The 13,736-nt window shown below is 72.1% G+C and carries 11 protein-coding genes; 8 read left to right on the top strand and 3 right to left on the bottom strand.

The features are described from left to right. The first annotated feature begins 22 nt into the window (after positions 1-22). From ACGFW5_RS00285 to ACGFW5_RS00270, 4 genes are all read left to right on the top strand, one after another. Positions 23-784 (top strand): hypothetical protein, encoded by a 762-nt coding sequence (locus ACGFW5_RS00285; protein ID WP_393831891.1) that lies wholly within the window; start codon positions 23-25, stop codon positions 782-784. 214 nt (positions 785-998) lie between these two features. Next, positions 999-1,844, top strand: a complete 846-nt coding sequence (locus tag ACGFW5_RS00280) for a DegV family protein (RefSeq protein WP_393831890.1) — start codon at positions 999-1,001, stop codon at positions 1,842-1,844. Between the two features lie 122 nt (positions 1,845-1,966). Next, positions 1,967-3,046, top strand: a complete 1,080-nt coding sequence (locus ACGFW5_RS00275; protein WP_393831889.1) for a ComEA family DNA-binding protein — start codon at positions 1,967-1,969, stop codon at positions 3,044-3,046. Beyond that, positions 3,043-5,511: a ComEC/Rec2 family competence protein gene (locus tag ACGFW5_RS00270; RefSeq protein WP_393831888.1), complete on the top strand. Its 2,469-nt coding sequence runs from the start codon at positions 3,043-3,045 to the stop codon at positions 5,509-5,511. The genes ACGFW5_RS00275 and ACGFW5_RS00270 overlap by 4 nt, the downstream gene beginning before the upstream one ends. A gap of 42 nt (positions 5,512-5,553) precedes the next feature. Here ACGFW5_RS00270 and ACGFW5_RS00265 read toward each other — a convergent pair whose 3' ends face one another. After that, positions 5,554-6,015: a pyridoxamine 5'-phosphate oxidase family protein gene (locus ACGFW5_RS00265; protein ID WP_393831887.1), complete on the bottom strand. Its 462-nt coding sequence runs from the start codon at positions 6,013-6,015 to the stop codon at positions 5,554-5,556. 309 nt (positions 6,016-6,324) lie between these two features. Between ACGFW5_RS00265 and ACGFW5_RS00260 the strand changes: the two genes are divergently transcribed. Beyond that, a complete protein-coding gene (locus ACGFW5_RS00260) occupies positions 6,325-7,212 on the top strand; it encodes a YceI family protein (RefSeq protein WP_393831886.1) in 888 nt (295 codons plus the stop codon). Between the two features lie 89 nt (positions 7,213-7,301). Here the strand turns inward: ACGFW5_RS00260 and ACGFW5_RS00255 are convergent, their stop codons facing one another. Beyond that, positions 7,302-7,550 carry a hypothetical protein gene (locus tag ACGFW5_RS00255; RefSeq protein WP_393831885.1) on the bottom strand — a complete coding sequence of 83 codons (249 nt, stop codon included), beginning with the start codon at positions 7,548-7,550 and terminating at the stop codon, positions 7,302-7,304. 171 nt (positions 7,551-7,721) lie between these two features. On the opposite strand from ACGFW5_RS00255, the gene holA reads away from it, so the two are divergent. Beyond that, the gene (gene holA / locus ACGFW5_RS00250; RefSeq protein ID WP_393831884.1) at positions 7,722-8,717 is read left to right on the top strand and encodes a DNA polymerase III subunit delta; all 996 of its coding nucleotides are present in this window, start codon (positions 7,722-7,724) and stop codon (positions 8,715-8,717) included. Positions 8,718-9,192: 475 nt separating this feature from the next. On the opposite strand, the gene rpsT is transcribed toward holA, so the two are convergent. Further along, positions 9,193-9,459 carry a 30S ribosomal protein S20 gene (gene rpsT, locus ACGFW5_RS00245; protein ID WP_350230208.1) on the bottom strand — a complete coding sequence of 89 codons (267 nt, stop codon included), beginning with the start codon at positions 9,457-9,459 and terminating at the stop codon, positions 9,193-9,195. Positions 9,460-9,686: 227 nt separating this feature from the next. Here rpsT and lepA point away from each other — a divergent pair, with 227 nt between their 5' ends. Together lepA and ACGFW5_RS00235 are read left to right on the top strand one after the other, a co-directional pair. Further along, entirely contained in the window at positions 9,687-11,552 is a 1,866-nt protein-coding gene (gene lepA / locus ACGFW5_RS00240; protein WP_393831883.1) for a translation elongation factor 4, read from the top strand. A 247-nt stretch (positions 11,553-11,799) separates the two neighbouring features. Continuing rightward, complete coding sequence (locus ACGFW5_RS00235; protein ID WP_393831882.1) at positions 11,800-13,683, top strand: AMP-dependent synthetase/ligase; 1,884 nt, start codon at positions 11,800-11,802, stop codon at positions 13,681-13,683. The last annotated feature ends 53 nt before the right edge of the window (positions 13,684-13,736 follow it).

The following is a 13,736-nucleotide window of genomic DNA, read 5'->3' as shown; positions in this document are numbered from 1 at the left end:
CCGACCGACCGAAGGGACGTTCATGGAAGCCGCGGTCCTGATCATGGCGCTGCTGTTCGCCGCCTTCGTGGTGCTCGGTGTGTACATGACGGTCAAGGCGGTCGGCGCCGCCAAGCGCACCGTGGAGCGCACGGTCACCCAGGCACGCAGGACGGTCGAGGACACCACGCTGCGGGCCAAGAGCGTGGCGCAGCCCGGCGTCGCGGGTCAGCTCGCCCAGCTGCGTCTGTCGCTGCGCACCTCCATGCGGGCCACCCAGGAAGCGCTGCGGGCGCGCGTCGCCGAGGACGCGTCCCTGAAGGAGTCCCTTGCGCTGTTCGAGCGGCTGAGCGGGCACGGGCACGAACTCGACGACGAGCTCAGGCGGATGGAGCGGGAGCCCGACCGGCGCACGATCGCGGACCGCATGCCGGAGCTCCGTGAGCGCACCGAGCGGATCACCCGCTCCGCGGACTCGCTGCGCTGGGCCGCCCGGGACCGGGCGCGGCAGTTCGCCGACGACGAACTCGCCTCGCTCAGCGAGCAGATCGAGATGGAGTCGGGGGCCCTGCGGGACTGGTCGGTCAAGGCGCCAACGGCGGGCGCGTCCGCGTCCGCGTCCGCGTCCTGGGACGACCTTTCGGACGATCCCGCCCCCACGTCGAGCGGTCCGTCCTCGTCGCCGCGCCCGGGCGCGGCGGCCCAGCACGAACCCGCGGCCGGTGCGCCGCAGGCGCTGGGCGCCGCCAAGCCGCCCGTGACGTACCCGTGGCAGAAGGCGCCCCGCCCCGAAGCCACGAGCTGAGCCGCGGACAGGAGCGGCTGCTCAGCAGGCCGGTTGCGCAGCAGGACCAGTTGCACAGCAGGGCCGGCTGCTCAGCAGGGCCGGTTGCACAGCAGGGCCGGTTGCACAGCAGACTGGACTGCACAGCAGGCAGGGGCACGCGCCGCTGACCCGAACTGATCATTCCACTGGGCCGGGCTGCCGCGCGGCGCCCTCGGCGGGTAACCTCCCGCTCATGTCCCGCCATGTCGCGATCGTCACCGATTCAACGGCCTATCTGCCGCCACAGACGATGGAGCGGCACAGCATCACCGCCGTGCCACTGACCGTCGTCCTGGGTGACCGGGCGCTGGAGGAAGGCACGGAGATCTCGGCCCGCTCGCTGGCCGTCGCCCTGCAAAAACGTCGTCCCGTCACCACGTCCCGGCCCAGCCCCGAAGTGTTCGCGGCCGCCTACCGCAAGATCGCCGAGGCGGGCGCCACCGGGATCGTCTCGCTGCACCTGTCCGCCGAGTTCTCCGGCACCTATGACGCCGCCGTGCTCGCCGCCAAGGACGCACCCGTGCCGGTGCGGGTGGTCGACACCGGGATGGTCGCGATGGCCCTCGGGTTCTGCGCGCTGGCCGCGGCCCGGGCCGCCGACGCGGACGGCACGCTGGACGAGGTGGCCGCAGCGGCGGAGAAACGGGCCGGCGGGACGTCCGCCTTCTTCTACGTCGACACCCTCGACTATCTCCGGCGAGGCGGCCGCATCGGAGCCGCCCAGGCACTGCTGGGCTCGGCCCTCGCCGTCAAGCCGCTGCTCCAGCTCGACGACGGCCGGATCGAGATGCTGGAGAAGGTGCGTACCGCTTCCAAGGCGATCGCCCGGCTGGAGGAGATCGTCGCCGAGCGCGCGGGGAGCAGCCCGGTCGACATCGCGGTCCACCATCTCGCGGCGCCGGAGCGTGCCGCGGCCCTCGCCGACCGGCTGCGGACACGGGTGCCCGGCCTGGTCGACCTGTACACCAGCGAAGTCGGAGCGGTGATCGGCGCACACACCGGACCGGGGCTGCTCGGAGCCATCGTCTCGGCCCGCTGACGCCGTCCGTGACCGGACGAATGCGCCCGCACGGGTGACGGAGTTGTCCACAACTGGTCCGTTGTCCACGGAAATTGGGTGTGCTCAGCGCGTTCGGACCGAAGTGCCTAACGTCTCGTGGCATGGCAAACCGATCAGCGAACCGATCATCACGCACCGCCACGAGCGGACCCGGCCGGGCCCCCGGCTCGGACAGCAGGACCCGTCCCGGTCATGGCCGGCGCACCGGCCGCGGCGCTCAGGCCCCCGTCTCCGTCCTGACCGCCCGCAGGCGGGCGGACGCGCTCTTCCTGCCCCCACCGCCGGGCACGGCGGGCCCGCCGCGCGGACCCGACGCACCGACCGTGCGCGCCCTGGGGCTGTTCGCACTCGCGCCGCCTCCCGAAAGGCCGCCCGAGCCGGCCGGCGCCATTGCTTCGCTCGACACCGCGGTCCCGGGCGTACGGGAGCGTGCTTGGGCGGCGGTGCGTGACCGGCTGCCCCTGTGGGCCCGGCCCAGGCTCGGCCTCGCGCCGCGCAGCCTGGCCGCGCTGTGCGTGGTCCTCGTCGTCGCGGCGGGATTCGCTGTGCAGCATTTCTGGGCAGCGCGCCCCCAGTCCGTACGCGCCCCCCGCCTGGTCGACGGACCGGCGCCTTCCGCCGCCGCGATGAAGAGCGCGGGCAACGGCGGTCCGGCACATGCGGCGAGCGGTGCGGCGAGCGGTGGGGCGAGCGCGGTGGCCACGCCGAAGCCGGTCGCGAACGCGATGCCCTCGCCGGCCGGCGTGCTCGTGGTGGACGTCGGGGGAAAGGTGCTGCGGCCCGGGATCTACCGGCTGCCCGCAGGATCGAGGGTCGCCGACGCGCTGGCCGCAGCAGGCGGCGTACGCGGCGGCGCGGACCTGACGGGGCTCAACCGCGCGAGACTGCTCGCGGACGGGGAGCAGGTGCTGGCCGGTGTGCCCGGCGCGGCCCCCGCCGGGCCTGCCGGGGGAGGCGGGGCCGGAGGCGGCCCAGGGGCCCTACCGAGCGCACCGGTCAGCCTCAACTCGTCCTCGGCGGCCCAGCTGGACACGCTGCCGGGAGTCGGCCCCGTGCTCGCCCAGCACATCGTCGACTACCGCACGCAGCACGGCCCATTCCGCTCGGTCGACGAACTGCGCGAGGTCAAGGGGATCGGTGAGGGGAAGTTCGATGATCTGCGAGCGCTGGTGCGGCTGTGAACCGCCTGGAGATCCATGCCGAGTCCGGCCACCGCCTGGGGGTGGCCAACCCGCACCGGGAAGGGCCGACCGACCTGCGCCTGGTCGGTCCGGCCCTGGGCGCTTGGGGAGGCGCCGCGATCGCGATGAACTTCTCGGCGCAGGTGGCCGGTTGGGGTGTGGCGCTGTGCCTCTCGGTGACGGGGGCGCTGATCGCCCCGGCTGTGCGGGGCGCACTGCGGCGCAGGGCTCCGGTCCAGGAGTCCGAGGCGACCTGGAGCTGCCGCGGCGCCGTTGCGGCGGTGTTCGCCTGCGTGGCGGTCGGGATGGTGGCCGGCGGACTGCATGCCGCGCAGACGCGCGGTGGCCCCGTGCCGGGCCTGGCCCGGGAATTCCGGCAGGCCACCGTGGAGTTGGTGGTCAGCGCCGACCCCAGGCCGACGCGGTCCGCCGGCCGGGGCGGCGCCTCGGTGGCGATCGACGCCGAGGTGGAGCGCGTCATCGGGGCGGACGGCGCAGCGCAGCGCGTCCACACGCCGGTCCTCGTCCTGGCGCCCGGCAGCTGGCGGGACCTGCTGCCGTCCACCCGGGTGCGGGTGAGCGCACGGCTGGCGCCGGGAGACACAGAGGTCGCGGCAATCCTCAAGGTGCCGAACGGGCCGCCCCGCGTCACCGAAGGGCCAACTGCCGCTCAGCGCCTGGCCGGTGGGCTGCGCTCCGGTCTCCGTGAGGCGACCGAAGGGCTCGCCCCCGATGCGCGGGCACTCCTGCCGGGACTGGTGGTCGGCGACACGTCCAGGGTCACACCCGAACTGCGCGCCGCCTTCCAGGCGACCGACCTGACCCACCTCATGGCGGTGTCGGGCGGCAACTTGATGATCATTCTCGCCCTGCTGATCGGCCCGCCCGGGCGAGCGCTCCTGGCCGAGCGAGGCGGCCTCGCACCCCGGCTCGGGATCAACCTGCGAGCGACGGCCCTGCTCGGCGGGGCGCTCACGATCGCCTTCGTCGTGGTGTGCCGACCGGAGCCCAGCGTGCTGCGAGCCGCCGCGTGCGGTCTGGTCACCCTGCTCGCCATCGGCACGGGCCGGCGCAGGTCCCTGGTTCCCGCGCTGGCGGCCGTCGTCCTGCTCCTGGTGCTGTACGCGCCCGAACTGGCCCGCAGCTACGGGTTCGCGCTCTCGGTCCTCGCCACGGGGGCGCTCCTCACCATCGCACCCGGGTGGAGCGCGGCGCTGCGCCGACGCGGGGTGCCGCCCCGGCTCGCCGAGATACTGGCCGCGGCAGCGGCGGCCCAGGCGGTGTGCGCGCCGGTGGTGGCCATGTTCGCGGCGCGCGTCAGCCTGGTCGCCGTGCCCTGCAATCTGCTGGCCGAGCCGGCGGTGGCACTGGCGACGATCACCGGTTTCGCCGCGCTGGCAGTGGCGCCGGTCGCGATGCCCGTCGCGAGGTTCCTTGCCTGGTGCGGGAGTCGGCCCACCGGCTGGATCGCATCCGTGGCACGCACCGGAGCGGGCCTGCCCGGCGCGGAGTCGGGATGGCCGGGCGGCCGGCGCGGGGGACTGCTGCTCGCCCTCGCCACGGCGGCGCTGGTGCTCGCGGCACGGAGACTGCCCCGCTACCCCTGGGTGGCCGCCTCACTCGCTCTCGCGCTGCTGCTCGCCGTGGTGCGGCCCGCCCCGCTCACCAGGATCGTCACCGGCTGGCCCCCGCCGGGCTGGTCGTACGCCATGTGCGACGTCGGACAGGGGGACGCCACGGTCCTGGCGGCCGGACAGGGGACGGCCGTGGTCATCGACACGGGACCCGAACCCCAGCCCGTCGACCGCTGTCTCCACGAACTCGGGGTGACCCGGATCCCGCTGCTCCTGCTCACACACTTCCACGCCGATCATGTGGGGGGCCTGACAGGGGTGTTGCGGGGGCGGTCCGTCGCGATGATCGAGACGACGGGGTTCGCCGAGCCGCCCGACCAGGCGGCGTTCGTGCGGCGCACGGCAGCGGCGGACGGGGTGGCGGTGACGGCGGCCGGGTACGGAGAACGACGGGCGCTCGGCGGCCTGTCGTGGGAGGTGCTGTGGCCGTCGGCGGAACCCGCTCCGGCGCCGGACGGGCCGAACGACGCCAGCGTCACCCTGCTCGTCCACACCGCGAACGGGCTGACCCTGCTGCTGCCCGGCGACCTCGAACCCCCCGCCCAGCGACGGCTGTTGCGACAGAACCCGGCGCTGGCCCGGGTGGACGTCCTCAAGGTCGCCCACCACGGCTCGGCGCACCAGGACCCCGGCCTGCTCACCACCGTACGTCCGCGACTGGCGCTCATCTCGGTCGGACGGGGCAACCGGTACGGTCACCCGGCGCCCGGCACGATCGCCGTACTGCGCGCGTGGGGTGCCGCGGTCCTGCGTACCGACACGGACGGGGCCATCGCGGTCACGGGTGCGGGAGAAGGGCTGCGGGCCGTGCCCCGGGGACGGAGCCCCTGACCGTGACGGGCCGAAGCGGGGGAGGGGGCCGAAGGGAGAGGGTCAGACGAGCCAGCTTCCGCCGCTCATCAGGTCGCGGCCGGCGATTTCGTTGGACTCGCGCCAGGCCCGGATGCGCTGCGGGACGACCCGGAAATAGGTGTACGAGGGGTCGCTGTCGCGGGGGTCCCAGACCACCTTGGCGGCGAAGGCCTCGGCCGAGGCGGTGGGGAGTTCGGGCGTCGCAACGATGGTGGCGGTGCCCGTGATGTGCACGACGTCACGGGTGTGGCCGAGCGTGAGGTGGACCGGACGGTCGCCGGACTCCAGGTTGCGCAGCGTAGGGCTGGTCCGGCGGGTGCACATCAGGAGCGAGCCCTGCTCCCAGACGAAGGAGAGAGGCACGAGGTGGGGCACACCGGAGGCGGAGGCCGTCGCGACCCAGGCGTCCTCGTCCTTTTCGAGGCGGGCAAGGACGTCCTGCTTGCGTTGCTCACGGCTGCGCGGCGGCTCATGTGTCGTCATGTCCCCTGACGCTAGCGGGTGTTGGCGGCCGGGCGCGTGGGGCGCTGGACCTAGGTCCTGCGGGGGAGGACGGGGCGGGAAAGGTCCGGAGCGCGGCCGGCCGGGGACGGGCAAACGGAATGGCCAATTCGGGCCTCTGGTGACAGGTGCCTCAACTGTGCGCAGGCGCCGCGTTTGCCTCGAACGGCACATCAGTGATCGAATGCGTCTTCGTCAAGGGGCCGCAGTCCTGCTGTGGCGAGGACGGACGACGATGTCTGCCCCCTGCGCGGCCCGGCAGATACTTCTTCGCACGGGGGTGCGTGCACAGTGTTCAGCCGCTGGTTCGGCAAAAGCTCGACCAGTTCTCCGCTTCGTACCGGGCCACTGGCAGGCCTGTCCGTCCCGTCGACCGCGGGCGTGCTCAGCTGCCGGGTGCTCGATCCGGTCAACGAGCCCGTACAGCGGGCCGAGTTCGTGGTCAGTGACACCTCGGGGCGCCGGGTGGTGGGCGGGGAGACCGACCCGTTCGGCTCGGTGGTCACGACGGTCCCGGCGGGTGAGTACCGACTGGCCGTCACGGCAGAGGGATACACCCCCTTCCACGGAAACGTCGGCGTGGCCGCGAGCGGGCTCGCCGCGCTCGGCGACGTCACGCTTAAGGTCGCCGCTCCGGTGGCGCTGCCGGACGCGGGTGAGTGGGAACTCGACCCGACCCACTCCCAGATCGGCTTCACCGCGAGCCACATCGGACTCGCCCGGATCCACGGCCGGTTCAACACGTTCGCCGGGGCCATCCGGATCGGGGAGCGCATGGAGGGGTCCGCGATGCACGTCATCATCGACACCGCCTCCATCGACACGGGCGTCCGGATGCGTGACGACCACCTGCGGTCGGGCGACTTCCTGGACGTGGGGAACTATCCGACGATGGAGTTCTACAGCGACCGCTTCGTGCACCGGGGCGGCAGCCGTTGGGCGATCATCGGCGGGCTCACGCTGCACGGCGTGAGCCGCACGGTGACGCTCGACACCCAGTACCTGGGGCTCGGGACCGGGCTCGGCGGCGAGACGAGGGGGGCCTGCCGGGCCACCACCGAACTGCACCGCGAGGACTTCACGCTCACCTGGCAGACCATGCTGGCCCGGGGCATCGCGGCGATCGGGTCCTCGATCTCGATCGACCTCGACATCCAGGTCGTGCCGAAGGCGAGCTGACCCGGCGCGCCCATGTCGTGGCTCCGGCGCACCCGTCCCCGCCGATCCGTCCCGCCGACCCGGCGCGTCCGCCCCGCCGGGCCCTCGTATCAGGGGGACTCCAGCCAGCCGTCGTGGTCGGCGGCCAGGGCGTCCAGTTCCTTGGGGTCGAGGCGGGCGTCCGGGTCCTCCACGACGACGAGCCACTGGGCGTCCTCCGCGTCGTCCTCGCCGGCCAGGGCGTCGCGGACGAGCTGGGGCTCCTCCGCGAGGCCGAACAAGTCGGTCAGCTCGGTGGCCACGTCCTCGGCGGCGTCGCGGTCCGGGAGCACGAGCACGTGTCGGGTCACATCGTTCACCTGGCCATTCTCGGGCATGGGGGCGGTGCGGCGGGGCCGTGGGGCGGAGGCCGGCAGGGCGGGGGCCGGCAGGGCGGGGGCCGGGCGAGACGGGGACCGGGCAGGACGGGGGCCGGGAGTTGGCCGGGAGCCGGCCGGGGCTGTCAGTGGCCCGTGGGATGCTGGACGACGATGGCCACCAGGAAGAATTCCACCGACGATCCGCTCGCCCCCGTCACGCTCGCCGTGGGCCAGGAGGACCTGCTGCTCGACCGCGCCGTGCAGCAGGTGGTGGCGGCCGCCCGCGCCGCCGACTCCGACACCGATGTGCGTGACCTGACCTCCGACCAGGTGCAGCCCGGCACGCTCGCGGAGCTGACCAGCCCCTCGCTCTTCGCCGAGCGCAAGGTCGTCGTCGTACGCAATGCGCAGGATCTGTCGGCGGACACGGTCAAGGACGTGAAGGCGTACCTCGACGCACCCGCCGAAGAGATCACCCTGGTCCTGCTGCACGCCGGCGGTGCCAAGGGCAAGGGGCTGCTCGACGCGGCGCGCAAGGCGGGGGCGCGGGAAGTCGCGTGCCCCAAGACCACGAAGCCGGCCGAGCGGCTGACCTTCGTACGGCAGGAGTTCCGGGCGCTGGGGCGTTCGGCGACGCCGGAGGCCTGCCAGGCGCTGGTCGACTCCATCGGCAGTGATCTGCGCGAGTTGGCCTCCGCGGCGTCGCAGCTCTGCGCGGACGTGGAGGGGACGATCGACGAGGCGATCGTCGGGCGGTACTACACGGGGCGTGCGGAGGCATCCAGCTTCACGGTCGCCGACCGGGCGGTGGAGGGGCGGGCCGCGGAGGCGCTGGAGGCGCTGCGCTGGTCCCTTTCGACCGGAGTCGCGCCGGTGATGATCACCAGCGCGCTCGCGCAGGGTGTACGGGCCATCGGGAAGCTGTCCTCCGCGCGCGGGGGGCGACCGGCCGATCTGGCGCGGGAGTTGGGGATGCCGCCGTGGAAGATCGACCGGGTGCGGCAGCAGATGCGGGGGTGGACGCCGGACGGGGTTTCTCTGGCCCTGCGGGCCGTGGCTGAGGCGGATGCGGGGGTGAAGGGCGGGGGGGACGACCCCGAGTACGCCCTGGAGAAGGCGGTCGTCGCGATCGCCCGCGCGGCCCGGGCCGGCGGGGCCGGACGCTAGGACTCTGGCCCGCCCCGGGGCCGTGCGATGCGGGTGCCTTGCCGGTGCCGGTGCCGGTGCCGGTGCCCTGGCGTGGCCGTGCCGTGGCGTGCGGGGCGTTGTTGTGCGGGGCTTCGCGCCCCGCGCCCCTTTTGGGGCTTTGCCCCGCGGCCCCCTGTTGTGGGGTGGGTGCGGGTTGTGTGTGGCTGGTCGCGCAGTTCCCCGCGCCCCTTTCGGGGCCGCGCACCTTTTTCGGGGGCCGGGGGCCGGGGGACCTCTTCGGGGCGCGCCCCCGGTTGACGGGGGGGGAGTGGGTAGCGCGAAGGCCCCGGCGGCTCCTGGGGAAGGAGGCGACGGGGCCTTCGTGTCACTTCTGGTTTGCACCGCGCCCGCGTGGCGAACGCGTCCGCGCGCGGCACTCAAGCTGCCGTACGGGAGCGGTAGAGAGGGTCCGCTGAGTCCCGTAAGGCGGTCGATCAGATGAAGCGGTTACGTCTTAGCCCTGGAGAGCGGCAACCTTGTGCGCCAGCGCCGACTTCTTGTTGGCGGCGGCGTTCTTGTGGATGACACCCTTGCTGACGGCCTTGTCGAGCTTCTTGGAGGCCTCGCGAGCGGCCACGGTGGCCTTCTCGAGGTCGCCGGCCGCAGCAGCCTCACGGGCCTTGCGGATCGCGGTCTTGAGCGAGGACTTGACGGCCTTGTTGCGCAGGCGCGCCTTCTCGTTCGTCTTGTTCCGCTTGATCTGGGACTTGATGTTCGCCACGAAAGAGCCTTTGCAGGTTCGATGATTCGATCTAGGGTCGCGCCCCGCCGCCACAAGGGTGACGAGACACAGCTGTCCACGGTACCAGCCGCCCCCCGACCAGCCCAAACCGAGCGCAGGCCCGCAGGCGTGGGACCATGGAGGCTGTTCCTTACGTATTGAACCGTCGTCGACCCGAGACGAGGCGCCGCGATCAGACCCGCGGGCCTCAAGAATCAGGACCCTGCGTGCCCGCGACTCCTCCCAACGTGCCCGAGCCGAGCCGTACCGACCCGGCGCTGATCCGCAACTTCTGCATCATCGCCCACATCGACCACGGCAAGTCGACCCTTGCCGACCGGATGCTCCAGCTGACCGGCGTGGTCGACCAGCGGCAGATGCGCTCCCAGTACCTCGACCGCATGGACATCGAGCGCGAGCGCGGCATCACGATCAAGTCCCAGGCGGTCCGTCTGCCGTGGGCCCCCACCGAGGGCCCCGGCCAGGGCCGGACCCACATCCTGAACATGATCGACACGCCGGGTCACGTGGACTTCACGTACGAGGTGTCGCGCTCCCTCGCCGCCTGCGAGGGCACGGTCCTGCTGGTCGACGCGGCGCAGGGCATCGAGGCGCAGACGCTGGCCAACCTGTACCTGGCCATGGAGAACGACCTCACCATCGTTCCCGTGCTGAACAAGATCGACCTGCCGGCCGCGCAGCCCGAGAAGTTCTCCGAGGAGCTGGCGAACCTCATCGGCTGCCAGCCGGAGGACGTCCTGAAGGTCTCGGCGAAGACCGGCGTCGGGGTGGACGCGCTCCTGGACCGCGTGGTGCGCGACGTGCCCGCCCCGGTCGGCGTCGCCGACGCGCCCGCCCGCGCGATGATCTTCGACTCGGTGTACGACTCCTACCGCGGTGTCGTCACCTATGTCCGTGTGGTCGACGGCCAGCTCAACAAGCGCGAGCGCATCCGCATGATGTCGACCGGCGCCACCCACGAGCTCCTTGAGATCGGCGTCTCGTCGCCCGAGATGACCCCGGCCGACGGCATCGGCGTCGGCGAGGTGGGCTACATCATCACCGGCGTGAAGGACGTCCGTCAGTCCAAGGTCGGTGACACCATCACCAGCCTGCACAACGGCGCCACCGAAGCCCTCGGCGGCTACAAGGACCCGAAGCCGATGGTCTTCTCCGGTCTGTATCCGCTGGACGGCTCGGACTATCCGGACCTGCGCGAGGCCCTGGACAAGCTCCAGCTCAACGACGCCGCGCTGGTGTACGAGCCGGAGACCTCCGCGGCCCTCGGCTTCGGCTTCCGCGTCGGCTTCCTCGGCCTGCTCCACCTCGATGTGATCCGCGAGCGCCTGGAGCGCGAGTTCAACCTCGACCTCATCGCGACCGCGCCCAACGTGGTCTACCGGGTCGTCCTTGAGGACGGCAAGGAGGTCACGGTCACCAACCCGAGCGAGTTCCCCGAGGGCAAGATCTCGGACGTGTACGAGCCGGTCGTGCGGGCCACCATCCTGGCGCCCAGCGAGTTCATCGGCTCGATCATGGAGCTGTGCCAGACCCGGCGCGGCACCCTGCTCGGCATGGACTACCTCTCCGAGGACCGCGTCGAGATCCGCTACACGCTGCCGCTCGCGGAGATCGTCTTCGACTTCTTCGACCAGCTGAAGTCCAAGACCCGCGGCTACGCCTCGCTCGACTACGAGCCCACCGGCGAGCAGGCCGCCAGCCTGGTCAAGGTCGACATCCTGCTGCACGGCGACAAGGTCGACGCGTTCTCCGCCGTCTGCCACAAGGACGCGGCCTACGCCTACGGCGTGCGTCTGGTCGCCAAGCTGCGCGAGCTCATCCCGCGCCAGGCCTTCGAGGTGCCCGTCCAGGCCGCCATCGGTTCCCGGGTCATCGCCCGCGAAACCATCCGCGCCATCCGCAAGGACGTCCTCGCCAAGTGCTACGGCGGCGACATCTCCCGTAAGCGCAAGCTCCTGGAGAAGCAGAAGGAAGGCAAGAAGCGGATGAAGATGGTGGGCTCCGTGGAGGTCCCCCAGGAGGCGTTCATCGCGGTTCTCTCCAGCGACGACTCGGGCGGCAAGAAGAAGTAGCACGCACCTGACGCGCCCCTGATCACGGGCTCTTCGCACCATCGTCACAACGGACCCCCGGGCTTTCGCACGGGGGTCCGTTCGTTATGAAACCACTCTCGGTTGCCCCTTACGCGCCGGGCGACGGCGCCTTACTCTGATCACGGCCCGATGGTTACTCGCCAGTTAAACAAGCGTCGGACACCAGCCACACTCGGACCAACCAGCCAGTCGCGCAGCCTTGCCGCAGGCCAGCCCGGAGGACGTCGTGAGCGACACACAGACCTTGATCGAGAACCGGCCGCCGTCCGTGGCGACCCTCTTCGTCCAGCGCGTGGACGCCACGCCGGACGCGGAGGCCTACCGCTACCCCGTGCCGGGCACCGGTCAGACCCCCGACGAGTGGAAGTCCCTGAGCTGGGCCCAGGCCGCCGAACGGGTCTACGCGATCGCCGCCGGCCTGGTCGACCTCGGAGTCGGCGCCGAGGAGCGGGTCGCCCTCGCCTCCTCCACCCGCGTCGAGTGGATCCTGGCCGACCTCGGCGTGATGTGCGCGGGCGCCGCCACGACCACGATCTACCCCTCGACCAACGCCGAGGAATCGGCGTTCATCCTGGCCGACTCCGAGAGCCGGGTCCTGATCGCCGAGGACGCCGCCCAGCTGGCCAAGGCCCGCGAGCGCCGTGCCGAGCTGCCGCACCTCCGCCACGTCGTGGTCATCGACCCGGCCGGCGTCGAACCCGCCGACGGCGACCCCGAGGGCTGGATGCTGACCCTCGCCGACCTGGAGGCCCGCGGGGCCGCCCACCTGGCGAAGAACCCGGGCACGGTCAAGGAGCGGATCGAGGCCATCACCGCCGACCGGCTCGCCACCCTCATCTACACCTCGGGCACCACGGGCCGGCCCAAGGGCGTACGGCTGCCGCACGACAACTGGTCGTACATGGCCAAGGCGATCGCGTCGACCGGCCTCATCACCGGCGAGGACGTGCAGTACCTGTGGCTGCCGCTCGCCCATGTCTTCGGCAAGGTGCTGACCTCCGGGCAGATCGAGGTCGGCCATGTCACGGCGGTCGACGGCCGCATCGACAAGATCATCACCAATCTGCCGGTGGTCCAGCCGACCTACATGGCCGCGGTGCCGCGCATCTTCGAGAAGGTCTACAACGGCGTCGCGGGCAAGGCCCGGGAGGGCGGCGGCGCCAAGTACAAGATCTTCCAGTGGGCGGCCGAGGTGGCCCGCGAGTACGCCAAGGTCAGCCAGGACAACTACCGCCGCACCGGCCGTCCCGGCGCCCCCTTCGCGCTCTCCGCCAAGCACAAGGTCGCCGACGCGCTGGTCTACAGCAAGATCCGCGAGGCGTTCGGCGGTCGGCTGCGGGCCTGCGTCTCCGGCTCGGCCGCGCTGGCGCCCGACATCGGCTTCTTCTTCGCGGGCGCCGGCATCCACATCCTGGAGGGCTACGGCCTCACCGAATCCTCCGCCGCGTCCTTCGTCAACCCGGGCGAGTCCTACCGCACCGGCACCGTCGGCAAGCCGCTGCCCGGCACCGAGGTGCGCATCGCGGACGACGGCGAGATCCTGCTGCGCGGCCCCGGCATCATGGAGGGCTACCACCGGCTGCCCGAGAAGACCGCCGAGGTCCTGGAGTCCGACGGCTGGTTCCACACCGGGGACATCGGCGAGCTGTCCGCGGACGGCTACCTGCGCATCACCGACCGCAAGAAGGACCTCATCAAGACGTCCGGCGGCAAGTACATCGCGCCCGCCGAGGTCGAGGGCCAGTTCAAGGCGGTCTGCCCGTTCGTCTCCAACATCCTGGTGCACGGCGCCGACCGGAACTTCTGCACCGCGCTCATCTCCCTCGACGAGCCCACGATCCTCGGCTGGGCCAAGGAGCAGGGCATCGCCGGCCCGTACGCCGAGGTGGTGGCGGCCCCGCAGACGGTGGAGATGGTCGAGGGCTACATCAAGCGTCTCAACGAGGGCCTTCAGCGCTGGCAGACGATCAAGAAGTTCCGGCTGCTTCCGCGCGATCTCGACGTGGAACACGGCGAGTTGACGCCGAGCCTCAAGCTGAAGCGGCCGGTCGTCGAGCGTGAGTACCGGGGGCTGATCGACGAGATGTACGCGGGGTCGCGGGAGGCCTGAGCGGGGGCCCACGCGGCGGAGGCGGGGCGGGGCTCCCCCGGGCGGCCCCGGCC

This window comes from Streptomyces sp. NPDC048416 (assembly GCF_043200435.1).
Classification (GTDB): domain Bacteria; phylum Actinomycetota; class Actinomycetes; order Streptomycetales; family Streptomycetaceae; genus Streptomyces.
The sequence above is the reverse complement of the archived record's forward strand: the minus strand, read 5'-3'. Positions and strand labels throughout refer to the sequence as shown.

What these genes read in the sequence shown, in the direction of transcription:
- ACGFW5_RS00285 (WP_393831891.1), top strand. Translation starts at nt 23, where the DNA reads ATGGAAGCCGCGGTCCTGATCATGGCGCTGCTGTTCGCCGCCTTCGTG.
- ACGFW5_RS00280 (WP_393831890.1), top strand. Translation starts at nt 999, where the DNA reads ATGTCCCGCCATGTCGCGATCGTCACCGATTCAACGGCCTATCTGCCG.
- ACGFW5_RS00275 (WP_393831889.1), top strand. Translation starts at nt 1,967, where the DNA reads ATGGCAAACCGATCAGCGAACCGATCATCACGCACCGCCACGAGCGGA.
- ACGFW5_RS00265 (WP_393831887.1), bottom strand. Translation starts at nt 6,015, where the DNA reads ATGACGACACATGAGCCGCCGCGCAGCCGTGAGCAACGCAAGCAGGAC.
- holA (WP_393831884.1), top strand. Translation starts at nt 7,722, where the DNA reads ATGGCCACCAGGAAGAATTCCACCGACGATCCGCTCGCCCCCGTCACG.